The organism is Vibrio sp. Vb1337 (assembly GCF_033338715.1).
Lineage (GTDB): Bacteria > Pseudomonadota > Gammaproteobacteria > Enterobacterales > Vibrionaceae > Vibrio > Vibrio alginolyticus.
This window is the reverse complement of the sequence record NZ_JAWOTD010000002.1, coordinates 370575-397232: the sequence shown is the minus strand read 5'-3', so window position 1 is coordinate 397232 and position 26658 is coordinate 370575. Positions and strand designations below refer to the sequence as shown.

General features: G+C 44.3%; 22 protein-coding genes. 7 read left to right on the top strand and 15 right to left on the bottom strand.

From position 1 onward, the window contains the following. Positions 1-43 precede the first annotated feature (43 nt). Positions 44-1252, bottom strand: a complete 1209-nt coding sequence (locus tag R7E42_RS03540; RefSeq protein ID WP_062731075.1) for an MFS transporter — start codon at positions 1250-1252, stop codon at positions 44-46. Between the two features lie 201 nt (positions 1253-1453). Here R7E42_RS03540 and soxR point away from each other — a divergent pair, with 201 nt between their 5' ends. Further along, positions 1454-1888: a redox-sensitive transcriptional activator SoxR gene (soxR, locus tag R7E42_RS03535; protein ID WP_005373898.1), complete on the top strand. Its 435-nt coding sequence runs from the start codon at positions 1454-1456 to the stop codon at positions 1886-1888. Positions 1889-1897: 9 nt separating this feature from the next. Here the strand turns inward: soxR and R7E42_RS03530 are convergent, their stop codons facing one another. After that, complete coding sequence (locus tag R7E42_RS03530; protein WP_005373896.1) at positions 1898-2293, bottom strand: DUF2391 family protein; 396 nt, start codon at positions 2291-2293, stop codon at positions 1898-1900. Positions 2294-2306: 13 nt separating this feature from the next. After that, entirely contained in the window at positions 2307-3152 is an 846-nt protein-coding gene (locus R7E42_RS03525) for a tetratricopeptide repeat protein (protein WP_005373890.1), read from the bottom strand. Between the two features lie 200 nt (positions 3153-3352). Between R7E42_RS03525 and R7E42_RS03520 the strand changes: the two genes are divergently transcribed. Beyond that, a complete protein-coding gene (locus tag R7E42_RS03520; protein ID WP_017819794.1) occupies positions 3353-3823 on the top strand; it encodes an ASCH domain-containing protein in 471 nt (156 codons plus the stop codon). A gap of 54 nt (positions 3824-3877) precedes the next feature. Here R7E42_RS03520 and R7E42_RS03515 read toward each other — a convergent pair whose 3' ends face one another. Together R7E42_RS03515 and R7E42_RS03510 are read right to left on the bottom strand one after the other, a co-directional pair. Beyond that, entirely contained in the window at positions 3878-4465 is a 588-nt protein-coding gene (locus R7E42_RS03515; protein ID WP_017819795.1) for a class I SAM-dependent methyltransferase, read from the bottom strand. Positions 4466-4555: 90 nt separating this feature from the next. Continuing rightward, complete coding sequence (locus R7E42_RS03510) at positions 4556-6073, bottom strand: phospholipase D family protein (protein ID WP_318072354.1); 1518 nt, start codon at positions 6071-6073, stop codon at positions 4556-4558. 518 nt (positions 6074-6591) lie between these two features. Between R7E42_RS03510 and R7E42_RS03505 the strand changes: the two genes are divergently transcribed. The 4 genes from R7E42_RS03505 (at position 6592) to R7E42_RS03490 (ending at position 12770) form a co-directional block, all read left to right on the top strand. Beyond that, a complete protein-coding gene (locus R7E42_RS03505) occupies positions 6592-7749 on the top strand; it encodes an efflux RND transporter periplasmic adaptor subunit (RefSeq protein ID WP_318072353.1) in 1158 nt (385 codons plus the stop codon). A gap of 13 nt (positions 7750-7762) precedes the next feature. Then, complete coding sequence (locus R7E42_RS03500) at positions 7763-10921, top strand: efflux RND transporter permease subunit (RefSeq protein ID WP_262666480.1); 3159 nt, start codon at positions 7763-7765, stop codon at positions 10919-10921. A gap of 323 nt (positions 10922-11244) precedes the next feature. After that, a complete protein-coding gene (locus R7E42_RS03495; RefSeq protein ID WP_005373876.1) occupies positions 11245-11511 on the top strand; it encodes a hypothetical protein in 267 nt (88 codons plus the stop codon). A 395-nt stretch (positions 11512-11906) separates the two neighbouring features. Then, complete coding sequence (locus R7E42_RS03490) at positions 11907-12770, top strand: DNAase (RefSeq protein ID WP_318072352.1); 864 nt, start codon at positions 11907-11909, stop codon at positions 12768-12770. Positions 12771-13252: 482 nt separating this feature from the next. Here the strand turns inward: R7E42_RS03490 and R7E42_RS03485 are convergent, their stop codons facing one another. The 9 genes from R7E42_RS03485 to R7E42_RS03445 all read right to left on the bottom strand — a co-directional run bounded on the left by R7E42_RS03485 (position 13253) and on the right by R7E42_RS03445 (position 23775). Then, the gene (locus R7E42_RS03485; RefSeq protein ID WP_318072351.1) at positions 13253-16354 is read right to left on the bottom strand and encodes an efflux RND transporter permease subunit; all 3102 of its coding nucleotides are present in this window, start codon (positions 16352-16354) and stop codon (positions 13253-13255) included. Continuing rightward, a complete protein-coding gene (locus tag R7E42_RS03480) occupies positions 16351-17679 on the bottom strand; it encodes an HlyD family secretion protein (RefSeq protein ID WP_318072350.1) in 1329 nt (442 codons plus the stop codon). Before R7E42_RS03480 ends, R7E42_RS03485 begins: the two co-directional genes overlap by 4 nt. Then, the gene (locus R7E42_RS03475) at positions 17666-18322 is read right to left on the bottom strand and encodes a TetR/AcrR family transcriptional regulator (RefSeq protein ID WP_318072349.1); all 657 of its coding nucleotides are present in this window, start codon (positions 18320-18322) and stop codon (positions 17666-17668) included. The genes R7E42_RS03480 and R7E42_RS03475 overlap by 14 nt, the downstream gene beginning before the upstream one ends. A gap of 192 nt (positions 18323-18514) precedes the next feature. Continuing rightward, positions 18515-19174: an HAD family hydrolase gene (locus R7E42_RS03470; protein WP_318072348.1), complete on the bottom strand. Its 660-nt coding sequence runs from the start codon at positions 19172-19174 to the stop codon at positions 18515-18517. A gap of 2 nt (positions 19175-19176) precedes the next feature. After that, the gene (locus R7E42_RS03465) at positions 19177-20196 is read right to left on the bottom strand and encodes an ABC transporter ATP-binding protein (RefSeq protein WP_318072347.1); all 1020 of its coding nucleotides are present in this window, start codon (positions 20194-20196) and stop codon (positions 19177-19179) included. Further along, positions 20193-20981, bottom strand: coding sequence for an ABC transporter permease (locus tag R7E42_RS03460; protein WP_258686678.1), 789 nt, complete (start codon positions 20979-20981; stop codon positions 20193-20195). The genes R7E42_RS03465 and R7E42_RS03460 overlap by 4 nt, the downstream gene beginning before the upstream one ends. 2 nt (positions 20982-20983) lie before the next feature. Next, positions 20984-21874, bottom strand: a complete 891-nt coding sequence (locus R7E42_RS03455) for an ABC transporter permease (protein WP_318072346.1) — start codon at positions 21872-21874, stop codon at positions 20984-20986. After that, a complete protein-coding gene (locus tag R7E42_RS03450; RefSeq protein ID WP_053808073.1) occupies positions 21871-22695 on the bottom strand; it encodes an alkaline phosphatase family protein in 825 nt (274 codons plus the stop codon). The genes R7E42_RS03455 and R7E42_RS03450 overlap by 4 nt, the downstream gene beginning before the upstream one ends. A 12-nt stretch (positions 22696-22707) precedes the next feature. Then, positions 22708-23775, bottom strand: a complete 1068-nt coding sequence (locus tag R7E42_RS03445) for an ABC transporter substrate-binding protein (RefSeq protein WP_005373851.1) — start codon at positions 23773-23775, stop codon at positions 22708-22710. Positions 23776-23985: 210 nt separating this feature from the next. Between R7E42_RS03445 and R7E42_RS03440 the strand changes: the two genes are divergently transcribed. Then, complete coding sequence (locus R7E42_RS03440; protein ID WP_239945251.1) at positions 23986-24714, top strand: UTRA domain-containing protein; 729 nt, start codon at positions 23986-23988, stop codon at positions 24712-24714. A gap of 61 nt (positions 24715-24775) precedes the next feature. Here the strand turns inward: R7E42_RS03440 and R7E42_RS03435 are convergent, their stop codons facing one another. Continuing rightward, entirely contained in the window at positions 24776-26362 is a 1587-nt protein-coding gene (locus R7E42_RS03435; protein WP_005373846.1) for a BCCT family transporter, read from the bottom strand. Positions 26363-26658 lie beyond the last annotated feature (296 nt).

Sequence of the window (26658 nt, the reverse complement as noted above, 5' to 3'; positions counted from 1 at the left end):
CTATCTCGCTTTTTCAATTTCTCAACTTCTCAATTTCTATGCTTCACTTTGCTGCTGCATGAAGGGGCAGGTCGTTAAACGGCTCGACGTCTCGGCTGAGTAATCCCATCAAAATCACTGCTAATACCATGACAGCGGCTGCGATTGCAAAACCGTATTGTGTTAGTTCGTAATGACTCAATATTGCAATCAGGACGTAACTGAGAGATTGAATGGTGGTGGCAAACATGCTGATGCCGCCATCGACGCGACCTCGTTGATGAACCGCTACGGTGTGATGCATCCAGTTGACTCTCGCAATGCGATTTAGCGCGTTAAATACGCCGAACAGCGCCGTAAACAATAAGATGGTCAGCGGGCTCATCGCAAAACTCATCCCGATAAGCGCAAAAGAGACCATAACCATCGAAGCGAACATAATGTGGCTATGGGAGGCACGGCTTAGCACTTTGGTGACAATAAAGCCGGTTAGCAACGAGCCGAGGCCAAAACTGATGTTGAACCCTGCAAACCAATCGCCAGAGATGCCTTGTTCAGAAAACCAAATCGGCACCAGTTTGCTCAAATACGTCAATGCAGGATAAGAGAGGCAAGAGAGCAGAATAAAGCCATAAAATCGGGGTTCGAGACGGAATATTTGTTTGCTCTCTTTGAGTTGCGCGATGAAAGCAACGGATTTTGATGCCCTTAATTGTTGGGTATAAGGCGTCAGAATATAGAACATCGCTGCTAACGCAGAGGCGCTGGCCGCAAACAAAGCAAACTCTTTCATACCCCACATTTCAAGCAAAACAATACCCAACGCGCCAGCTCCGAGGGTTGTGGATTGCATTACAATTTCTTGCTGACCCGAAATTTTCGCATACTCATGGTGCTGATAATTTTCTTGGGTGAAGGCGTTGTTGGTCGTCCATGCAAAATTACTCGAAACCCAATACACCAATTGCGCAAAAGCCAGCAACCAGTGTGACTCAAACCCTAACCAATAAGCAATGAACACCACCAAAGCCATACCCGATTGAATCCATTGATTGAGCACGAGTAGTACTTTGCGTGAATGTCGGTCAATTAAAGTGGAAAAGAAAGGCGTTGCTAGAAAAGAAATCGCGGTGCAGCTCAGAGAAACTAAAGCGACGAAAGTGCCCATGTTAGGTTCGGAAAGCATGACCCATGGCAGCGCCATCATGAATAAGCCAGAGGAAATGCTGTCGAAGAAGCGGCCAGCTAAGTACGGCTGAGTTTTATTTTTCATTATGTTTGCCTCTAACTCCCGATGGCTTTCAAAAGGTTGATGTCCAACTGTCTTGTGTTTAACAACCAAGTCGTTCGCGCTGAACACATTATCTTGAGCTCGCCGGGGTTTAGCGTTAATTAAGATGGTGCAACTTTAAAACCTCAAGTAAACTTGAGGTAAAGCGTTTTTTTAACAAAATTGATATACAGGGAGTCAAGGATGGAAATCAGCGTAGGAGAAGTGGCAAAACGTTCTGGAGTGAAAGTATCTGCCCTACATTTTTACGAGCAAAAAGGACTGATTTCGAGTTGGAGAAATCAAGGTAATCAGCGTCGCTACCATCGTAGTGTGTTGCGCCGTGTTGCGGTGATCAAAGCAGCGCAGCAAGTTGGGTTGTCGTTAGAAGAAATTAAACATGCGTTAGATGAACTGCCGAAACACCAAGCCCCTAACAAAGCGCAATGGGAAGAAATGGCAAGCCATTGGCATGAACAGTTAGAACAAAAGATTCAAAAACTTAAAGCGTTGCAAAACGATTTAGGCGGATGCATTGGCTGCGGGTGCTTGTCGTTAGAAACCTGCGCACTGCGAAACCCAGAAGATGTATTAGGGAAAGACCACTCGGGGTCGAACTTAACGTTAGAAGAAGAGTAGCGATTATCTCTATTCTTTGTCGAAACTGTCGACTACGATCGCGCCCATCGAAGCAGGCATTGTGATGACGATAACGCGTTTTATCGCAACCAAAGGCTCATTCATGAGTGGCAGCTTATCAAGACAGAAAAGAACTAACGCTACCACAACGGCCGCAATGAGGTACGCGATAACCACACGAAAAATAAAGATGGATACGCGATTCTTGATGTGGCTTTGAAACACGCTTTGATACGCGAAAAAACTGAGGAAAATGACAGAAAGACTTAACAGCATGAGCAAGTTTGCCATTGGTAGGCTCTCACCCAATCGCCACGCCTCCTCCGAAAATGAGATCGGGACTGCTAGGGCAAAAGCACCAACCAATACTTGGCTAGCGTCTTCTAGATTAAAGTGGCTGCTCATGCTGTTTATTCCATTATTCGCTTGCTAGATGTAAGAGCTTTTCAAAACGCTCATTACCGTGCAGCAATTCGAGGTCTCGTTCTTCGGCAAGTAAATCACGAATGGATGGGCTGTATTCAATTGCGCGTTCCAAGTCTTCAATAGCTTGCTCTTCGATACCAAGGCGAGAGTATGCACACGCGCGTTGATACAGTGCAGGGCCGTTGGTGTAATCGACTTCAAGTACGCGGTTACAAATGCTAAGTGCCCAATGGTATTCGTTGATTTCCATCGCTGCGTCGGCTTTGTAAGTCAACGCTTCTAAATCACCTGGACGAATTAATAAGATTTCATCATAGATTTCAATACGTTGTTCTGGAGTTTGAGAGCTTTGTGCACGTAGCCATAAGTTATGGATCTCGTTGATTTTCTCAATCTCTTTGTTGTTTTCGCTGATAATGCGAGTTTTGCGTTTTAAATCTCGCTCAAGGGCGACAAACTTTTTCTCGTATTCTTGGGCGATCTTCTCCAATCGTTTATCAGCCATCTCTTTGGTGTTGTGTTTAAACTCGCGCAGAGATTGCCATCCGACAAAGGCAATCAGCGATGCGACACCAGCAATGATGTAGAAGAAGTATGTAACGGTCACGTTGGCATAGTTCAACGATTTATCTGCGACCGTTAGCTCGCGATCGGTGATCTCTGTGATCATTCGCTTTTCTAGGCTTTGATAGTCCTGACGTAGCGCTTTTAGTTCATCTAAAATATAGCGTTCCATTAATGGTCTATCTAACAGATCCGATTCTGAATACTTTTCCTCCGATGCCATTGTTGGCAAGGCAAGTATCAGCGAGAAAAAAATACCAATAAATAAGCGCATATAACGTCCTTTCACGAGAAGAGTACAGATAGACCATGCAACAATAGCAAATAGCACAAACGTTTAGCAAAGTTATTACAAAAGAAATAACAGTCGTCTTCGTAGAAGTCATATTCTTGTTGTTTTTCAGTTTGTTCCTGGTGGTTATTTGTTGTGATATCTTTTATCCTCCTTGCGAATTTATGATTAATGGAGTGAGCATGGACGCGCGAGCTAAGGATTACTTAGAACAATTCCTAGAATTATTATCACCAGAACAAAGGGAAGCTGTACCATCAGTCAGTGCTGACTATTATTGTGCCGATGAATACAACGCGAATGTATGCGCAGACTTGGTTCGTATTGGACAGAAAACTGCATCGTGCAGTTTGGAGCTTTGGTATCGAGAACATGGTGAAACCATGCCCCAAGTCGGTCATTTACAAGTAGTGACGAATTGGGATGGGGACCCGGTTTGCGTGATACGAATTACTGACGTAAGTACATGCAAATATGAGAATGTAACCGCAGAGTTTGCCTACGCAGAAGGCGAAGGTGATAGAACCTTAAACTGGTGGCGTGATGCTCATACTGCATTTTTTAAAGCTGAATGCGATGAGTTGAACATCGATTGGCATGAGAAACGTACGCTGGTTTTAGAGCGTTTTGAAGTGGTGTATCCCGTCAATTAATCTCTGATAGCAGCACTGATTTGAAGTGCTGCTTTCTTTACTGAGAGACCATTTTTAGCGCTTTCGAGCGGTCACACTAAACATGTGCCAATGTTTTTGGCTTCCGACTACAGTGGTCCCGTCTTCATCTCTTTCATGCAATGAAATGAGGTCGTAACCTTCGAATAAGCTTTCCACTTCCTTTTTTGTTAATGCGGTAATGTTTGGGTGCATTTCGGAGGTAACCCAGGAGTCTTTCACTCCCAAGAAATCGCCGCAGAAGATACCGCCCGGTTGTAATGCGCTGTCTATTTTTGTCCAGACTTGTTTGAAGCCTGTGTCAGGGCAAAAGAACAAACTGGCATTTGCGATAACCAAGCTGCACTGAGGGTAATTAAATTCAGTAAAACAGCACTGCGAAACCGAAAATCGTTTATTACCTTCAAAGCGTGTTAAACAAGTTTTTACTGCATCTTCATTGCTATCACATGCGTGAACCTTAAATCCCTGTTCGAGTAGAAAGTGGCTGTCTCGACCTATTCCGCAGCCAATATCAAGAGCGACTTTGCCTTCTATCTTAAGTTGGTTTACGGCATTTTCCACGTTTGGGCGGTGAGGTTGGCTTAAAATTTTCTGATAGTATTCATTCCATTGCGCTGGCATTGAACTTCCTTATGTTGGTTGTGTCCCCTGCCCAAAACTAGCGTCCATTTTGTTTTGCTTGACTGGGGAGGTTTGCAGTATTGGCAGCTGTTATAGCTGATCTTCAATCGGTAATATTCCGGAGAACCAAGCGCCCATTTTTCGCCATACTCCTGCTTCTGGTTCGGAGTCGTATTCTTCGCCTGTTTTTACGTCGGTCCAGACAATGTCCCCGTCGCGCAGAGTTAAGGCATAGGCGTTACTCGACAGTTGACTCGGCAGTTGTTCTAGAAACATTTGCACATATTCTGGCTGTTCGATAACAACGGCCATTTCGGTATTCAAAGCGGCCGAACGTGGGTCCCAGTTCATCGAACCAACGAAAAGTGTTTTGTTATCAATCGTCATTGCTTTAGCGTGTAAACTTGCTCTGCTACTCCCCGTGAGGCTCCACTTACTTTTGAGTTTCGCGCTCGCTTTTACTTCCCAAAGCTTTATTCCAGCTTCGAGTAGATCTTTTCGATATTTTGCGTACCAACCATGCACGGCAAACACATCGTTAGACGCGAGGCTATTGGTCACAATCGTGATATCAACGCCTCGCTTGGCCGCGTTACTTAATGCTTGAGTACCTACTTCAGTTGGAACGAAATAGGGAGAGATGAGCACAAATGAATCCTCAACACTTTTAACCAGCTCCGTTAAATTATCAATAAGTTGGCTCTCTCGGGTCGCGACTTTATCGGGCAGATCAAACCATACTTTCGCTTCTCCCCAGTAGAGCTTGAGTTTGCCTTGTTTTAGATCTTGGTACATATCCAGTTGAGTGAAGTCATAGCGGCCGGTTGAAAACTTTTCCTCTAACCGGAGTTTATTGACCTGCTTTTGAATCGCTTGGTCGGTAATTTGCTGTGAATTCGGTGTAATCCATTCCATTGGTATCGAATAGGCGCTATTCCAGTAGAGGTCGAACTGATCGGCAGTTTGTTGTACCGCCTCACCATAGAGCAGAAGATCAAAATCACCAAACTCAACTTGCGATTCAAAAGAGAAGTATTCATTGCCGATATTTCTACCTCCGACAATGGCGGAAACACTGTCTGCAATCAGAGACTTATTGTGCATACGACGATTAAGGCGTTCAAAATCGCTAGCAAGAGCGAACCAACGGGAGTCGCGATACTGATGCGGGTTAAATAAGCGGATTTCTATATTAGGATGTGCATTGAGGGCAGCCATCACATCGTCGTTTCGCTTTTGCATATCGTCAAGCAACAGCCTTACTCGAACACCACGCTTTGCCGCTTCATACAAGCGCCACGTTATTAGCTGACTCGTTTCGTCACCACGGTAAATATAGTATTGAAGATCAAGGCTTTTCTGGGCGGACTCGATCAAAGAGGTTCGAGCAAGAAGGGCATCGTGTCCCTGATTTAACGGTGCAAAGCCAGTAATGGACTTAGGGTCTCTCCCATAAGCTTCAAAGTACTTCGCAAGAACAGAATCCTTTTGATAACCGAGCTGAAAGCTGGTGGACTTTTCACTGGCGTCATTCAACGATACGGATGAGCATGCCGATAAAATAGTGAGCAGCGAGGGGAAGAGCAACTTGGCGAGCGTTTGTAACAAAGCACATTTCCTTGTCTTACAGAGTGTTACCTACTCCAAATTATAGACTTAAGCTGACGCCACATGCACCCAGAACCGTTTGATAACGAGCGATTAATCAATGAATTGCCATAGAGCCTGCACTAAGTTCAACTTTTAGAGCGCAGATAATCATTTATTTTAATTATCATTATGGCCGTATTGGTCATAATCACTAATATCTGGTGATTATGACCAATAGCACACTGGATAAAATAATGATTTTTATATAACCATATGATTTTTAATAAATAAATGCTTGGCATGTCATTTGCTGTTTAGAATAAAAGTTAAGTCAGAGCAACTTGCGCAGTTGGTTAATTTTTTGTTAATTTTATTAACTTTGAATTGGCAATAACTATCTAGTTAGCTGCTTAAAAGACTAGGCAAGCGCCGCTTTGATGTTTATTCAAATTCAATTCTCTCACCACCATGCTTACCGGGAGCAATGGACTGAATAAAAGTGTGGTGTTGAAAACAACAATAAAAAAGGATTTTCGATGTTAGCAAAACCCATATTACGTTGGCTTTTACCCTTCGTCGTCGTTGGAGGCTCTTATGCAGGATATGCTGCAATTGCCGCAACTGCGCCGGAAAAAGAGTCAACCAAAGATGCAATTACAGAACCTACTGTTCAGGCTTCTTCTCTTTTTCCTACTGATCACAAAGTGGTGATTACCAGTCACGGTGAATTAGTCCCTTTTGAAAAAACACACCTTTCCGCGCAAGTCAGTGGTGAAGTGATAAGTTGGCACCCGAATTTTGTAACGGGTGGCATCGTGAAACGAGGAGAGGTTCTTTTCACAATTGAAAGTGACAACTATGAAGCGTCGGTTCTACAAGCTGAAGCCGATTTAGCTAGTGCACGCGCAAACTTGATTGAGGAACAAGCGAAAGCCGAAGTGGCAAAACGTCAGGCAAAGAGACTGAGCGATAAGCAAGTGACGGATCTGTATTTACGCAAACCTCACGTTTTGAGCGCACAAGCCCAAGTGAAGTCGGCTCAAGCGGCACTCAAACGAGCAAAAAGAGAGTTAGAAAATTGCAAAGTCGTTGCACCTTACGATGCGCTGGTTGTTGAGCGTGATATTGGTGTTGGTCAATTTGTTACATCTGGTTCTCGAGTTGCCACGTTAAACAACATCGAAGTGGCAGAGGTGCACGTACCCATTGCCGGTTTTGATAGTGCATTTTTACCCGAATCCATTGGTGAACTCACTGCGACAGTGACGCAGCAAGGTGTGTTTTCTACCACTAGAGAAGGTCGAGTAGTTCGTGATTTAGGCATGATTGATAGCGCTACCCGAATGATTAACATGGTCATTCAAATCGTGGACCCATACGGTGTCGATAACCAGCAGCCTCCAATTAAATTCGGCTCCTACGTTGAAGTGAGCTTCACTGGTAAGGAACTTAAGCATATCTACCGCTTACCACAGGAATTAGTAAAAAATCGTACCGTGTGGGTAGTGAATGGCGATAATCAACTTCAACCCAGAACTGTCACGGTTTTGAGAGCAGAAGGTGAGTTTTTGCTGGTGGGCGAAGGTTTAGAGCAAAGTGATAAGTTGGTACTGACCTTGCCCGAGTACCCTCAAAAAGGCATGGCGGTACAAATCGCAAAAAAGAGTGACGACTCCGAAACCGTCGTACAGTAAGTAGGAGTTTGTCATGGAAGATATTAAACAAAAGGGCTTGATTGCCTATTTTGCGAATAACCCCGTCGCTGCCAACCTTTTGATGGTGTTCATCATTATCATGGGTGTGGTGAGTTTTCTCTTTATTCAAAGGCAGATGTTTCCGAATATTGAGGTGAACTACATTGATGTTCGTGCGACTTATCCTGGCGCTTCTCCTCAAGAGATAGAAGAGAGTATTCTCGTTAAGGTCGAGGAATCGATTAAAGACGTCACCGGGATTAAAAAAGCAGTCTCAACGGCCTCTAGAGGTAGCGCGTATGTTTCCATCGAGGTAGACGTTAATGCCGATATCAAGCGTGTCTTAGATGATGTAAACCAACGTATTGATACCTTGTCTAACTTACCAGCGGGTATGGAACCAATCAATGTCTACCAAGTTGAATGGCGCCAAGATGTAATCGAAATGGGGTTAGTTGGGGACCGACCGCTCGAGGAGCTTAAACCGCTTGCTAAGCAAATCGAAGATGAATTACTTCAGTTAGAAAACGTCATGCTGGTGTATCTGAGTGCGCCAGAAGAAGAAATAGCGATCGAAGTTGACCCACTTGTTCTTCGTAAATACGACCTTACGTTGAGCGATATCAGCAGCGCGATCAGCCGTTATTCAGCTAACTTTTCTGCGGGCGAAGTAAAAACAAATTCAGGGATGATTGCAGTAAGGATTGAAAACCAATACTACCGTGGTGATGAGTTTAGAAATATTCCAGTAAAGCTTGGCGCAAATGGAGCAAAGGTTCTGTTGCAAGATATTGCCACGATAAAAGATGGCTTTACGGAAGAAGAGCGCTATTTTGAATACTCAGGGCAAAATGCGATCTACATGTCTGTTGAAGCAACTCGTGACCAGAACATTATCCCTGTTGCACAGTCCGTTCGTAACTATATTGAAGCAAAAAACAAGACATTGCCGCAGGATGTTAAGCTCAAAGTCTTAGTTGATACGACTTATTATTTAAATGGGCGTCTCGACATGATGTTGAAAAACTTGCTGCAAGGCGCTGCATTAGTCGCGATTATGCTGACCATTTTCCTACGTTTCCGCTTGGCTATGTGGGTAATGATCGGCTTACCAGTGTGTTTCCTTGGTGCGGTGATGATGATGCCAGCTTTGGGTATTACAGTGAACATCGTCTCGCTGTTCGCTTTCATTATGGTGCTCGGTATTGTAGTTGATGACGCCATCGTGATGGGAGAGAGCGCTTACAGCGAAATTGAAGAAAAAGGTGGTGGCGTCGAAAACGTGGTTCGTGGTGTAAAACGTGTTGCCACACCAGCCACTTTCGGTGTGTTAACCACAATTGCTGTGTTTGCCCCTTTCTTGTTGTCTAGCGGTATTGATAGTGCCTTCTTTTATGGTATCGCGGGGGTCGTGATTCTTTGTTTGATCTTCAGTTTGATTGAATCGAAGCTGATCCTTCCTGCACACCTTGCGCATACTCATTTTAAGCCAGTTAAACCAGGTGGCTGGCGTGACCGATTTAACCAACGTTTTTTTGGTTTTGTAAATGGTCCATATCGTAACTTTGTAACAACATGCACCCATTGGCGCTGGACAGTGTTTGCGGTGTTCTGTGGTTTACTGCTGATCAGCGCGGCTTTGATCAACGCGAATTATGTTCGGGTGATCCCTAACCCTAAAGTGCCGACCGACTATCCTGCGATCACTATTGAAATGAATGATACCGTTTCAAGTGAGCAGACAATCAGTGCACTCAAGACTATTGAACGTGTCATGCAAAAGATCGAATCTGAGACCATTGCGGAACATGGTCAAGGAATGATTCGTGATGTGCTGTCGTACAACAGAAGCCGCACCGAAGGTCGTGTATTAGTACCTCTGGTTGATGAAGAGTTACGCCCGTTCAATACATTTGAACTGGCTCGACGTTGGCGTGAAGCTATGCCTGTTATTCCAGGTATGAAGAGCATCAAAATCCGCGAGCAGAGTGCGGGTGGTGGTGACAGAGATGAGTTTGGTTACTTGTTGTTTGGTTCTAACATCAATGAGCTCAACGAGGCTGGGCGTTACTTGATAGAGCGTTTACAGCAAGAAGAAGGTTTGTACGATATTTCTTCGTCTATTGATTCCGGTAGTAAAGAGGTACTGCTATCGCTTGCCCCTGTTGCTTATGATTTGGGCTTGGATCTCACGATGATCGCAGAGCAAGTAGGTGGCAGTTTCTACGGTGGTGAAGCGCAGCGCATTATTCGTGATGGCGAAGAAATTAAGGTTATGGTGCGTTACCCGCAACTGACGCGTGAAGCCTTCTCATCACTGCGTTACGCTGTGATTACCACACCAGCAGGCAAAAAGGTCATGCTTGGTGATGTGGTGAAGATCAACGAGCAACCGGGTGTGAGTACCATTCGACGTGAAGGCGGTTATCAAACCGTTTATGTCTATGGCTCTATAGATGAAGAGTTGGTTGAACCTCAAGAAGTCGTGAAAGTTATCGACGACAATATCTTACCGGACATGAAGCAAGCCTTCCCAACTGTGAAAACAGAATTGGGCGGTGATATTGAAGAGCAGGCTGCGCAGCGTAATGAACAGATTTTGTTCTTTATTGCAGGCATGATCATCGTCTACATCTTGTTAGCTGTACCGTTAAAAAGTTATACCCAACCTTTGATTGTAATGTCCGTCATTCCGTTTAGTCTGACGGGGGCGATTTGGGGCCATTTCTGGCTAGGTTTAGACATCAGTATGATGTCGACATTTGGTTTGATCGCCGCTGCTGGCGTGGTTATCAACGACTCTCTGGTTATGACAGATTACGTAAACCAAGTGAGAGAAAAGGGTATGAACATCAAACAAGCGGTTGTTGAGGCGGGTTGTGCTCGTTTTCGAGCTATCACGCTCACCTCAATAACGACGTTTGCGGGTGTATTGCCGATAATGTTTGAAACGAGTTTGCAGGCGCGTTTTGTCATACCGATGGCTGTCGCTTTGGGCTTTGCGGTGTTGTACGCAACGGTTCTGACTTTAGTGTTGGTGCCTTGTTTGTATTTAATGCTTGAAGATATTAAAAATATTTTCAGATCGATTAAGAGGTTTATCCATCGTTTGATTAATCGTTTCAGAAAGTCGCCAGTGACGTCGAGCGTTGAAGCAAGCGTATCGAGTTAACAAGCTTGATGTTAACGATTAGGAGCAGCCTTCGGGCTGCTTTTTTGTTTCCGCATTTTGATTCAAAGTGATTTTTTAGTGGGCAGTTACGTAATTATCTGATGAGAAAACTGCCTGACAAAGCATTTCTAATATGTATGTTTCTAATGTTTAAATTCGCATGGTTAATTTGACACTTGGTTAGCGAAATTTACCAGACGAAGATAACGTTGAATATGAGGTTTTATTTAAGTTGTTGAAAAATAACAAAATAAAAGTTGGCATCGTATGTGCAATATATGAATTGTAATTAAAATTAACTGCTAATCCTCAAGGAGCTTATTATGAAAAGCGTATTTCTATCTACTCTAAGTCTTATTGCTGTAATGTCATCACCAATCGCTGCTGCTAACACTTTAGACAAAGAGGAGTGGAGCTCAGATTTACGTCAGGACTTTTCTGAAATGAAACATGAAGCTATAGCAGATATTCAGCAAATGAACATGGATGCCATTCACGCACGTGATGAGCGTATCGTGAAAAACATTAAAGATGAGCAAGAACAGTTAGTAAAGGTAACGTGCCACAAAGAGAAAGCAAGCAAGTCATAAACGCCGATAAAAGAGACTAACAGACGAAAATGAATCCAATACGAGTTCGGTGTTAGTTAGCAGTAAGCACTGACCTTGTTGCTCTACTTGCCAGCCTTTTAAGGCTGGCTTTTTTGTTTCTCATTTCATGGGTGGAGATCAGATCCTCAAGCCTATTATCAATAGTTGGCGTGTTTGATGAGCTATTGCTGGATGGAGCGGATGTAACTTTTAAAAGTGTAGATTTCAGTAAAGTGGAGGTGATGTTAGATATTTAAAATTTTGAAAAGATCCGATCTCCTTTTTGACCTTCATAATACCTTAGTATGTGGCTTACCTTTACTTGAATTAGAACTCATATTGCAGGCTCTCGTTTAAAGGTATTGATGCATATTTGAAGAATAAGAGATAGACATATGAGTTTTATTAAAATGTGTAAAGATGGTTTTAGAGGAAAGCCGGATTTCTCTAATTTATTACATAATGCGTTCCAGATAGATGACTTAGTACTATCATTTGAATGTCCGAACAATATATATGAAGGTCATGTATACCAAGATTTTATTGAATTACAACGATTCAATATTGATTCAAAAGTAGAGCGGCATGAAAAGTTTATAAACTTGGCCACGATTTATTTCTCTTTTCAAAATAAAATAATAAATCCACTATTACCAATCAATAAACAAGGTAGCTTATATATTCGGTTAAGGATTAAATCTTCAGATAAATATATTACTAGTGTTAATCAACTATCTTCATTTATAGAGAAAGAGTACGTGGATTTTTATCATGCTGTAGAGTCACCTGACGGTTCTCAAAAAGGTGATCATACAGAGTTGATGAATGATGCCATTGCGTATGCAAATCATCGTTGGGGAATGGACCCGATAAACGAAGAAAAAAAGAGAGCGAAAGAAGAGTTCCTTGTAGGAGAGTTTCTTCGTGGTTATCCTCCAATCAAATGCCAAGATATCAAGATTGGTGAAAATACATTTTCAAAATATGTAGAAGGAAATTTGGAGTATAAAAAAGACTATCGAAGAGTGTACAATTTGCCTATCAAAAATGAGTTTTACTTTAGTATTGAATTTTTATATGAAATCGAGCCTATGTTTGCTCAAAAAAAGTTTTTAGATTGGGTAAGACACGCGGATGAAATCTTTGAAAAAAATGTTTTAGAGTTGCTAGCACTGTCTCCGCTTATTGATTCGCATACTACCTCCAAATCCGAAAGGTTGGCAAAAAAAGTTGATCCAGAGCGTTCATACTTAACTTAAAGAAAAAAGCCCGCGAAGAATACCTTCACGGGCGAAAAAAGGGCACCAAATTGGGTGTCTATTCATTTTGGAGGTGGTCGAACGTCCATATAAAACTGACAATAGGCTTGGTGAGAGGCTTACCACCAGCGCGACCAACGAGGCTAAAGTTAACATTGTTGTAATGATTGTTAAAATGTTAATTCTTCAATCAATGTTTTCATTATCGTGAGTTTAAATTGTGAATGTGTTGCCTACGTGTATTTTTACTCTGTGAAATGCCGTTTTTGACAATAAAACATATTATAAATCTTGTGTTGGTTATTTGATTTGGTTATATAAAACTCAACATACTTAATCCTTAACTGTTCATATTCACACTTAATGAGACACAATAACCCTCTGTTTGTTAAGTGATTGTGTGTTTTTTAACGCATTGGTATTGAACAAAAAGCGACCTAAGCCGCTCTTGTTCATTTTGATAAGTTTACTTATCAGTCGTTTTAGATTTCTTCGTGCTTATGGACTAGGCCGAAGTCAGCTAAAATGGCATACGCAGCAGGGATCATAAACAACACCAGCAGAGTGGATGCGAAAATACCAAACACGATGGAGATAACCAGTGGTTGGATAACCTGTGCTTGCAAACTGGTTTCAGTCAGTAACGGAAGCAAACCTGCTGCAGTGGTCATTGATGTTAGGAATACTGCTCTAAAGCGTTCCCGACTGGCTTTGACTACCGAGTCATGCACATTATCCCCTTCATCCACATGATGGCGTATGTACTGAACTAACAGAATCGAGTCATTCACCACAATCCCTGCTAATGAGACGAAGCCCATCATACTTGGCATACTTAATGAGTGACCGAGTAGGATGTGTCCCCATACCACGCCAATAAAAGCGAGGGGAATCGCAAGCATGACGACGAATGGTTCCAAATAACTGCGGAATTGGTAACTCAGAATCGCAAACACGCCAAACAAACCAAGCAAGAAGCCTTTACCCATTGATGCGCCAGTTTCAGCGGTATCTTTGGCTTCACCTTCAAAATCAAAGCGAAGACCAGGATACTTTTGCATAAGCTTTGGCGCCTCATCCTGTTGGAACTGACGAATAATGGTGGTTGAGTTGGCTTTCGTATTGTCGATATCGCCGAATACGCTCACGGTGCGCAAGCCATCAATGCGCTGGATTCTTACGTAATTACGTTGGAAATCCAAAGTAGCAATGGTCGCGAGCGGAATTTGACTTCCATCGGACAAGATAATTGGGAAGTTTGCCAATTGCTGTAAGTCACCAGCTTGCGCTTTATCAAGGCGAACTTCGATGGAAATGTTTTCTACCCCAACTTGGATCTCGTCTGCGGTTTGGCCAAAGAAAGCTGCACGCAATTGATTGGCGATGAGTTGGCCGTTAATCCCGTAAGCTTCTGCGCCCGGACGCAGTTTTACCAAGACTTCTTCTTTACCCATACGCATGTCATCCAACACGCCATGGACACCGTCAAACTCATTTAAGTATTGTTGAATGTCGATAGAGGCGGCTTTGAGAGCATCCAGTTCATCATGCTTCGCTCGAATTTCAATCGCTCGTCCACCCGGCCCCATGGTCGGTTGTTTAAATACCAGCGAGATAGGATCGGCAAGTTCACCAATGTCTTCACGCCATGCATCGACAAATTCATCGATGAGTGTGTTACGACTCTCTGCACCCAGCAAATCCAGACGTACCGTGGCAATGTGAGGGCCAGATTCATTCGCGTCGGCGTTAGCGTTGAATTGACTGGTGATGTGTAGAACCAATGGATTGCCGTCTTCCACTTTCTCTGTCCATTCTTTATCTAGCTTTTGAGCGGAAGCGACGATCTTATCGACGACAGCTTCCGTTTGAGACAGAGAAGAACCCGGAGGAAGAATAATACGCGCTTCTGCAATGTCGCCATCCAATTCAGGGAAGGGTTGGAACTTGAGTAAACCACCTACTAACGTGGCCGCGGAGATAAGAAGCAAGGCAACCACGCCACCCATAAAGGCATAGCGATACTCGACCACTTTATCTACTGCGTTGACCAAGGTGGTGTTGCGGAAGTTTTCAAAAGAAGCGAGCAGCTTTTGTTTGAACTTCGGTGTCTTTCGCTCTTGCTTTTGTTTATGCAGTGAATGAGAAAGGTGGTTAGGTAGGATCAAGAAGGCTTCCACCAAACTCAAACTCAAAACGAGGATCAGAACTTGAGGAACCGCTTTAAGTACCGCCCCCATTTCACCTTGCAGGAATAACAAGCTACCGAAAATACACACCGTGGTTAGGAAGGAAGAAATCACCCCCGGCAGTACCTTTTTCACCCCTTTAGTTACGGCATCATCGATCTCTTCTCCTCGGTCGAGGTGAGCGGCAATCGATTCGGCAATAACGATGGCATCATCCATCATGATACCGATGGCCATGAGTAACCCGACCAAAGACATGATGTTGATGGACAGGCCAAGTTGCGCCATCAAAAATAAGCCACCTAAGAAGGCTACGGGCAAACCAGCTGCGACCCAAAAAGAGTAGCGAAAACTAAAGAACAACCACATGGTGGCGAAAACCAGAATGATACCTTGCCAACCGTTTTTGACCATCATGTTCAGGCGATCCCAAAGCACAGATGAAAGGTCATTGGTCATTTGTAGCATCACACCGTCTGGCGCGATAGCTTGTTGTTCTTCGACAAATTGAGCAACACGTTCCTTGATACGCAGTGCGTCATCTTCTTTGTTTTTGCTGACTTTTAATAAGGCAGACGGATGACCGTCGAAGAGGACTTTCTGTTCGTCCAATTCAAACCGGTCGGTAATCGTCGCAATATCTCTTAGACGGATGATTGAGCCATTTGTACCAGAGCCCACGACGATAGTCTCAAGCTCTTCCGGCGTCACGCGTCGTTCGTCAAAGCGGATCAGAAAGTTCTTATCTGGCGTTTCGACATTACCACTTGGCAACTTGACGTTTTGACGGCCAATCTGCTCCGCAATATCACCCACACTCAAGCCAAGTTGGCGAATGGCTTGAGTATCTAACTCTACTCGGTATTGGTGGTCAGAGAAGCCTGCAACTTCAACCAAAGAGACATCGTAATCGATTTTTAACGTGCGTTTAAGCTGTTCGGCATACGCTTTTAGCGCTGGCCATGTGGTATCTGCGGTGATCGCGACATCCACAACTGGCTCGTTCCAATCGAGCTCTTGGACCACAGGAGATTCAATCTCTTGTGGGAAGTCGTTTATCGAATTGATCTGAGTTTGAACATCAACCAGCATGCGGCCGATGTCGGCTTCTTCATTCAGTTTTAAGATAAGACGCGCAGAGCCTTCAATCGCTTCACACTGAGTTTCTTTAATGTTGGCAAGGCCATCGACAGCATCTTCCATTCGGATACAGATGCTCTCTTCTACCTCTTGAGGGGAAGCGCCGGGGTAAACCACACCAGCTAGGATGTAGGGCGGATCAAACTCAGGAAAAGTTTCACGCTTAATCGTGGAAAGTGAAGAAATCCCCAATATCAGCAGCGTTAGCATCAGCAAGTTGGCTGCTGTTGGATGCTTGGCGAAGAATCGGATCATGAATCAGACTCCTCAATAGCCGTTTCTGACTGTTCAGGTGACTCTTTCAATAGCATGCCGTTAATCGCAGGCAGCAAATCGTTGATAATCAGCTTCTGACCTTGCTCTAGTTCACCATCGATCACCACTTGGTTATTGCGACGATATAACACTTCAACCGTCACGACTTGCAGACGATTGTCATCTCCCATCAGGTAAATCTTATCGCCATGAAGCGCACGCTCTGGGATGACCCAACTCGGGTTCTCTTGCCCCTCAATTAAGGCTCGCACAAACATGCCGTTCACCAATGGAGGCGCAGACGTTGGGTTTAATGCACGGTAGTCTTGTTCAATTTCCAGAATCACACCGGCAGTCGCTTGGCTTGGATCAACCGTTTCACTGATGCGTGCAACTTTCGCAGGCCAGCTTGCAGAGAGGTTACCGCTGCTGAGTTCAATGTTGGCATGAATCGCATTCATATCAGGTTGTGGAATACCAGATTCATCGCGGACAAACTCACCGATGCTCGCCGCCAAAGTTTGCATGTCATGAATGGAAAGCTGAGCTTCCACTTCCATGACATCAATACCATGTCCTGTCACCATGGTCTGTTGTAGATTAACCACTTGGTTTTGCTCAATTTCGACTTCTGCAATACGCAAGTCGTAAGGAAGGGTGATAATGGTTTTATCAAGTGAGCGTTTCGCTTCGTCCACTTTTGATGCATTAACTTTAACTAGAGCTTCCGCGACTCGTTTCTCATCCGGCATCAAACCAATTTGATTTTCAATATCCAGTACTAACTTACGTTGAGAGAGCGCGCTTTGCTCTTGCTGATCTACATCCGATTGCGAGGTTAAGCCTTTCTTACGTAGGTTTTGTTTACGGTCTAACTCTTTGTTGGCGATAACCAGACGGTTGGCTTCTATCTTGAGTGTGCTTTTGAGATTCGCTTCTTCTTGGTTCAGCTTAGCCAGAGAGGTTTGAGCAGATTTGAGATCGGCTTGAGCTTGAACCAGTTTCAGTTCGTAATCGAGTGGGTCGATTCGCAAGATTTCTGTCCCTGCTTGCAGCACTTGTCCTTTTTCCAGTTGCGGATGGCGGTAGACCACTTTACCCGTCACTTCGGCTATCGCTTTCCATTCCACTTTTGGGGCGATCTTGCCAAACCCTATGGCTACTGGAGCAATGGCTTTGAGCTCAAGTGGAATCGTCTCGACCAACCGTGCACGATCTCCTGCGGGTTTTACGGGCAAATCTGGTTTGAGGCTAATCGCCAAAAACAGAATGACGACCCCCACCGCAAGAGCAGGAAAGAACAGCAGCTTTTTATTTATCTTCATATTGGTCGCCCGAGTCTAAAAATCCATGTTTCATCAGTTGTATGTTGTGTTCGAATAATCGGTTCAAGAAGGCTTCTGAAAGTTCAATGCCATGAATGGCGAGCAGTGCTGGTGGTGCCATAAAAGGAAACACCATCAAGCTGATGTAAGAGACGCGACAAAGTTGAGGGTCGGCTTCTTTTCGTAAAACGCCACTGTCGATCAACTTATCAAAGATCACGCCTTGCATTGGTTTGCTGATATCTGCGAAGACTTTTTCGAGCAGTTTGCGTTGGGTTTCCGATGGGGGCATATTCATAACTTGGGCAACTAAGCGTGGGAACTGTGGTACCTTGATCATTTCGCGGTAGTAGGTGCGCATTAGATCGAGAAAGTTTTGCTCGTTACTGTTGGATACCAACGTCTGCATCTGCTTTTGCATCGGTGACAGTGTTTCGCGCAACATGGTCTCGAACAAGCCTTCTTTGTTGCCAAAGTAGTAACGAATCATCGCCACGTTCACGCCTGCTTTCTGCGCGACTAGGCGAGTAGAGACCTTGTCATAAGCCATAATGGTGAAGAGTTCGCGCGCGTGGAAAATCAGTTTTTCCCGTGCGTCGATATTATCTGTGGGTCTTCCCGCCCTTCGATGCGCTTCCGTCACAATCTTCTCTCAAAATATTAAACATTTGATTAATTATAAGACGCTGATTTCTCATGCGACATGTGAAAAATTAATCAGTATTTAATCAAGTGATTAATTTGTGATGAAGAGAAGTAAAAAAGAGCAGAAAGAACTGCTCTTTGAACAAATAGAAAAGTATTTACTTAGGAAGAACGGTCTTGTGAGGCTAGATCACCCCCAACTTAACACACTCCAATTCGGTCTGTTGGCGTGTTCTTTTAGTTGTGGGCATGGATTTACTAGACAAGCGTAGTTCGCGTATTCACAAAGCGGTAAATCGTTGATTGAATCAGTATAGAAATGGATTTCGGAATAAGGCTCAGGCTGATTTTCTAGCCACTGTTTTAATCGCGTGACTTTGCCTTCACGATAACTCGGGATACCCTCGATTTCAGCGGTATAACAGTTGTCTTTCTCGATTAAATCAATTCCGAGTGCGGTTGGAATATTAAGACGGCGACCAACGGCTTCCACCAAAAAAGTGACGCTGGCAGAGATGATAACCATATCTATACCATCACGAGACAGTTGCTCAATCAGGGTTTTGGCTTGAGGAAACTGTTTAGCCAGAATATGGCTTTCAACACATTCTTCAACCAAGGCGTTTACTTCTTCAATCGGCATGTTTTCTAGTGGCTTCATGGAGAACGCTAGGTAATCTTCCATGTCCATTTTGCCTTCAGAGTACAAGGCCATTAGACGCTGATCTTCCTTAATAAATAAAGGATCAGTCGCGATGCCTCTCTCAACCATAAACTCGTTCCAAATCATTGCGCAGTCAGCGTTTATTAGGGTTTCATCCATATCAAAAACATACAAAGGCTTGGACATGTTTAGGCTCTCACTGGTTGAATTTCGTTTAGGTTAAAGAGTAGCTCTAGTTGGCTGCCATTCGCTAGTAAGCGTTCTGAAGAGCGGTTAAGCAAGTCAACAGTGAGCTCACACTCTTCAACGTTCACTTGATAGCGAATAACATTACCTAGAAGCTGGTGGTTGGTGATCGTACCTACTTGTGGCGCTGAGATGTGGCTATCATATTGACGACCTTGCTCTTTTACATATATAGACTCTGGGCGAATCGCTACTTTCCATTCGGTATCAATGTTGAAGAGTTGCTTGGCTTTATTGGCCTCTACAAGGTTGTAGTGTCCCATGAAACCGGCCACAAACTCGTTAGCAGGATGAGTATAAATTTCTTCAGGTGTTCCTGCTTGAACAATTTCCCCTTTACTCATTAGGAAGATACGATCAGACATAATCATCGCCTCTTCTTGGTCATGAGTTACGAAGATAGTGGTGAGATTCATCTCTTTCTGAATATCTCGGATTTGCTGACGAAGATGTTTGCGGATTTTGGCATCAAGCGCAGAAAGTGGCTCATCAAGCAATAATATGCGAGGTTTCACCACCAACGCTCGGGCGAGTGCGACACGCTGGCGCTGACCGCCAGAAAGTTGATGCGGATAGTGTCTTTCTTTACCTGCCAGATCCACCAGTTTAATGACTTTAGCCACTTCACGTCGAATATCATCATTCGCAAGCTTTTTCATTTTTAAGCCAAATGCAATGTTGCCTTCAATGGTCATATTGGGAAACAGCGCATACGATTGAAAGACCATCCCAATACCACGCTCTTGCGGGACTTGATGTGTGATATCTTCTCCGTTTACCCAAATCTCGCCGCCATCGACAGGGTTAAGCCCTGCAAGGCTGCGAAGTAGCGTCGATTTACCACAACCGCTAGGGCCCAAAAGCGTAATGAATTCACCTTGCTCGATGTTAAAGTGAATGTCCTCAAATACGGTGTTATCACCAAAACGTTTAGTCAGATTTTTCGCTGTTACGTAGCTCATTGTTTGACTCCTCGGCTGAAACGACTTGCCAACCAAGTCAGTAAAAAAATAAATAGGAAGTAGGTCATCACTAAGGCAGACGTAAAGTGGCCGCTCGTCTGACGCATGTTATACAAGTAGATTTGCAGGGTTTCATAACGTGTGCCGACTAAAATATTGGCGAACACAAACTCTCCCAATAGAAATGAAAATGAAAGGAAAAGCGATGCCATCAGCCCTTTTTTGAGGTTAGGTAAAATGACCATCAAAAACGCTTTGGTTGTGCTTGCCCCTAGCAAGTGTGCCGCGTCCATTAAATCATTAAGGTTAATTGCTTCGAAGCTATTGGAAATCGCACGATACATGAACGGTAACGCGATGGTGAAATAAGTGCCTATTAAAATCCAAGGGGTACCGATAAGAGATATTTCACTGTCAGCATAAAGTTGAAGCAAGCCGACGGATGACACCACTGGTGGTACAGCGAATGGTAGCAAAATTAGTACGTTCATGAGCTTATCGAGCTTCGGAAAGTAGTAAAACACCACGAATATCGCTGGCAGAACCAGAATCACACTGAGGGTTAGCGAAGCAATACAAATAAACAGCGAACGCCCAAATGCTTGCAAAAAGCGTGGGTCGGTCAGCAATTTAACGTACCAATCAAAAGTGAAGCCATCCGGAAGCACCGTGGCGCCCCAGCGTGATGAAAGCGAATAGACAAAGGTCGCTAAAATCGGGATGAGCATGATCCCAACAATGGAATAAACCACCGTTTTATGGAATCGAGTATTAACGTTGTGCATGACTACTTCCTACCTGCATAGCTTTTCGAAATGAGCCATTGGTTAATCACTGTGATAAAGGCAAGTAACGCCATTAGAATCACCGAAATTGCAGCGGCGAGATTAGGTTCAAGGAACAGGTCTCCCGATACCAGACTCGCAATTCGAATTGTGATGACGTTATAGTTACCGGAGGTCAACGCATAAACACTCGCATATGCGCCGATTGCGTTGGCTATTAAGATAATAAAGGTACCGAATAAGGCCGGTGAGAGCACTGGCAGCGCGATTTTCGCCCAATACTGTGATGTTTTGGCTCCCAGTAGCGCAGCAGCTGCTTGCCAATCATCACTCAACGCGTCGAACGCAGGGTAGAGCAACAACACCGCCAGCGGGATTTGGAAGTAGATGTAAATGGCCAGCAGGCCCCATTTACCATAAAGGTCGAAATCACCGAGTAAGCCATACTGCTTGAGCAAAAGGGTAATCGCCCCATTGGTGCCCAAAATAATAATAAAAGCGAATGACAGAGGTACGCCTGCAAAGTTGCTGCTCATGTTCGTAAACGCAATCACACCGTCGCGGACTTTAGAATCGACTCTGCGTAGAGAAGAGACCAACAGAGTCGCAATGGCTAAGCCAAAAATGCTCGACCATACAGCTAACCACAAACTGTTGCCAAACGCCTGCATCATAAAGGCGGAGTCGAGCACTTCAATGTAGTTATCGAAGGCAAGCTCGTCATCGTAGATAAAGCTGTTTAACAATACCCAAATCATAGGTGCAAGTTGAAATAGGTAGAAAAACAGCGCGAAAGGCGCCAACCAAACGGCTGGCTTAAAGCGCTTTAACCAAGTACTTGCCAAATTTGAGCGTGATTCGCTAGAGCTTGGGGAGAGGACAGAACTGCTCATAGTGCTAACAATTCCTGAGTGTATGGCTTGGTGTGGTCAAGGTTTAGCAATTGACAAACGGTGCCACAAATATCAGTTTGCTTAATATGACAATCTTGATGGGTAAACTTATCACCAATGACAAACAGGGGAACTTCTCGCTCTTCAGGTAAAATCCCACCGTGAGAAAGATCGTTGTTCATGCCATGATCGCTGGTCACAATGATTTGATACCCATCAGCAAGCCATTGTTTGATGTAGTTGGAAAGAATAATGTCTGCACCTCGCGCACAATTGCGGTATTGGCGAGAGTCTAGGCCAAACTTATGTCCTGTATCGTCGATATTCATCGGATGGATCAGTAAAAAATCAGGTTGATAGTTGCGACGTAAATACTCTGCATCCAGGAACAAGGCTTCATCAGGATAATGATCCCAATGGTAAAAGCAGCCGTGTTGGATATTCAGGGTTTCATCATGCGTGAAACGATCGCGAACAGGTTCAAATGGCGCGCGATTATAAAGCTCACTGACCCAGTGGTAGGCAGCCGCAGCGGTCACTTTGCCTTGGGCTTTTGCCAAACTGAAAATGGAATCGTGTTTGGATAGACGAACGATATTGTTGTTTACGATGCCGCTTTCTACAGGGCGAACGCCCGTTAAAATGCACTCATAAAGTGGGCGAGACATTGAGGGCAACTCACACTGCACAGGATAAAGCGTTGCGCGAGTTTCTTGTTGGGAACGACTTTGTTCTAGAAGACCATTGAGGTAGCCCATGCAATCACGGGCTACCTGATAGTTCAGTCCATCTAGAACAACAAGGATGACCTTATTGCTCATAACGACTTACTCTTATTGCTGGTGGATTAAGACACTTTCTTGCCATTGACGTGGCAGCTTACGTGCGGACTTTTCCCAAGCTGAGAAGTCAGTCACTGGGTGAACATTGCTGTATTGGTCATTAGCAATTAGCTTGTCTTGCACTGCTTGAGGCAGTGTGATGTTGGTGCGGATTGGACGCGCATAACCTTCTGCTAAGTTGATTTGCCCTTGATCGCTGAAGATGTATTCACGAGCAAGCTTTGCTGCATTAGGGTTCTTCGCGTATTTATTGATTATGGTTGTATAACCAGAAATCACAGAGCCATCTTGAGGAATGCTCACTGTAAAGCGGTCGCGGTCAATTTTGTCGCGGTAGTTCAATGCATTGAAGTCCCACATGATCGCCACTTCAACTTCGCCTTTTTCTAGGTTGGCGATGTTCGGATCGGTAAATGAAAGACGACCTTGCTTCGCGAGTTCAGAAAAGAATTTGAGCGCAGGCTTGAGGTTGGATTCGTCCCCACCGTTGGCGAACGCTGCGGCGAGAACCGCGTTGTTTGCCTGTGCTGCTACGCCTACGTCACCTACGGTCACTTTGTAGTCGCCTTTTAATAGGTCATCCCACGTTTTTGGCGCGTCTTTTACGAGGTTATTGTTGGAGATAAAAGAAATAGTGCCAGTGTAAGCAAGTGCCCAATGACCATCTTCGTCTTTTGCCCAATCTGGGATGTCATTCCAAGTTGTTGGTTTATATGGCTGAGTGACGCCTTTTTTAACCGCTACACGTGCGAAGGCAAAGCCTACGTCACCAATGTCTGCGGTCGCGTTTTTCTTCTCAGCTTCGAATTTTGCGATTTCTTGAGCCGAGCTCATATCCGTGTCTTGGTGCTTAAGGTTGTAATTTGACTTTAAATCAGCCCAAGTGTCTTTCCAGTTCGCCCAACTGTCAGGCATACCCACACTGTAAACCGCCCCTTCTTTTTGTGCTGCTGCTACCAAAGATTCAATATCGGCTTCTTTCGCGACTGTTGGCGTAGCGAGCGTTACCGCAATGATTGCCGCTGGTGCGGTAATTGAACGACTTAGCAAAGTTTTCATTGTCTCCATCCTTCTGGACTAGGTCAGTAAGTTCGCTTTGTATGCTATGGATGGAATGTGACGATTTAGCGCAAGTAATTTGACAGTTTTGCTGATTTTATATGGCACTTATATTTCATACGTTCAGTATGTGTTCTGTTGATTAATGTCATATTTTTGTTACGTAATCGCCTTATGTTATTCGTCAAATTATCCTTGGACTAGATCAGAATGAGAGCGACAGGCACGGGACAATTTGGTACCCAATTAGGAAAAATTAGAAGCAGCTTAAAACAGCAGATTCTTTCCGGCATCATGTCGGAAGGACAAAAACTGCCGTCAGAGAGAGAGCTCAGTGAGCTGTTTTCTACAACTCGAATCACTATCAAAGATGCGTTGGTGTCTTTGGAAACGGAAGGTCTTATTTATCGAGAAGAGCGCCGGGGTTGGTATGTATCTCCTGAGCGTATCTGTTACAACCCGTTGTCTCGTTCTCACTTCCATCAGATGATTCGAGAGCAGCATCGTATTGCAGAAACTAAGTTACTCAACGTGCGAAGTGAAATGGCCGCAGGTGAGTATGCCAAATCGTTAGAGGTGGAGCGAATTACCCCAATTCATGTAATTGAACGGTTACGTTTTATTGATGGGCGAGCGGTATTGTTTGTTGAGAACGTGCTCAAAGCGGCACTGTTTGAGGGTATATTGTCTGAGAACCTCACCATGTCCCTGACGGGCATTTATCGTGAGAAGTATGGTTACGAAACAAAGCGCTCTCGTTTTGATGTGATTCCAACGTCAGCACCTGCTCATGTCGCTAAAGCGTTGAACTTGGCTGAAGGACAACCCGTTCTGAAAATTCGGCGGGTAAACTACAAACAAGATGGGCATTTAATGGACTGCGAATTCGAGTATTGGCGTCCAGACGCAGTGATGATTCGCATTGATAGCGTAGGATAAAGCGCAGAATTAAAAAGAGCCCAATGAAGGGCTCTTTTTCGCATATTGGTAGGAAGGAGCTTTAAACGAGGCCTTGCTCTTTCGCCATTCTGCTTGCAATGCCGGGTGCTTTCCAAATGCTTGGCAGCAAAATGAAAGACACAGGCACGGCGGTAATCACAATGAAAGACTGCAATGCAGAAATACCACCAGAGCCCATTGAGATAAGCGCAATAGCGACAATACCCATAATCAGCCCCCAGAACGAGCGAATCACTGCGTTTGGTTCTGTTGAGCCCGTCATCACTACACTGATTGTGTAAGTCATCGAGTCACCCGTCGTCACGATAAATGTTGTCGTTAAGATCAGGAACAGAACCGAAATGATCATAGGGTAAGGTAATTCACCAGTAATCGCTAGCAGTGCTGCAGGCAAGTTAAAGCCTTCAAACGCAGATGAAATCAAACCAGGGTTATCAAGTTCAAACGCAAGGCCACTGCCACCAACGATACTAAACCAGAAGCAAGTAATCAGCGGTGCCGCGATGCTAATAGACATGATTAATTGGCGAATTGTACGACCACGAGAGATACGAGCAATAAAGATCGCCATCATTGGGCCATAACCGATAAACCAACCCCAGAAGAATACTGTCCACCAACTTAGCCAGCCTGTATCACCACGGTAAAGTGCCATAGGGAAGAAGTTATCCACCATACGACCAACGCCTTGCACGTAGCCATCAACGATAAAGCTTGTCGGCCCGAAGAACAGGATGTAACCAATTAATAGTACAGACAAAATGATGTTGTAACGACTGACGATTTGAATACCCTTGCTCAAACCGCTCAGTGCGGAAAGGGTATACATCAGGATCGCCGCCATAATAACCATACTTTGCGTTACGAACGTATCTGGCAGGCCAAACAATGAGTTTAGCGCGTAGCTAATTTGTAAACCTAAGAAGCCGATAGGACCGATGGTTCCTGCTGCTACTGCAATGATGCTACATGCGTCAGCAACATCACCAATCCAGCCTTTAATGGCTTTATCACCAAACACAGGGTAAAGCAGAGTACGCGGCTTAAGAGGCAGGCCTTTATCGTAATGCAAGTGCATTAAGACAATGGAAGATAGGCCACCAAGGATCGCCCAAGCTAAGAAGCCCCAGTGCATAAAAGACTGAGATAGGGCATTGATTGCGGCAGTTTTCGGTGAGGCTTCCCCGTATAGAGGCGGAGCAGTCACAAAGTGCGCGATAGGCTCAGCTGCGGCCCAGAACACACCACCACCTGCAAGTAGAGTACAGAGTACGATTGACAACCACTTAAAGTTATCAATATCAGGTTTCGCTAGACCACCTAGGCGCACATAACCAGTGCGACCAAACGCAAGAGCCAAACCAATTAGGAAATTCAGAAGAAGCAGTACTTGCCAGTAAGCTCCGAAATATTTAGTAGCAAAGCCGAAGCCGGTGTTAACCATTGCGGTTAGAGAGTCGGTATTCGTTAGAGCAAGTAAAACGAATAGAGTGAGGAAGCTACCACTTAACCAAAAGACAGGATTGGTGAGTTCGAGGCGCTTGAGTAAAGATGGGGGATGAATAGCAGAATAGTCAGCATCCTGAATAGGCGCTGTGTGGGAGGCGGCATTCGTCATATTTGACATAATTACTTCGCTTTTTAGGGCTATGAAGCCGTGCATTTCCCCTCACATCGTTTCGACGAAAAGTGTGAGGATGTTCAAAAAGCCGATGATGTTAACATGTCGAAGTTGCAAATATAACCTTAGATTTCGATTAATTTTTAACAGGTTAGCCAAGTTGCTGATTTTTGGGTAGAGATCAAAAGAAAGAGTTTTTACGTGAAATGCACCGCATTTCGTATGTAATTAACATTTCCCTTGTTTTTGCATGGGATTATCAGGATTACATTGAGAAAACATGTTTTTCCCAAGCTAAGGTT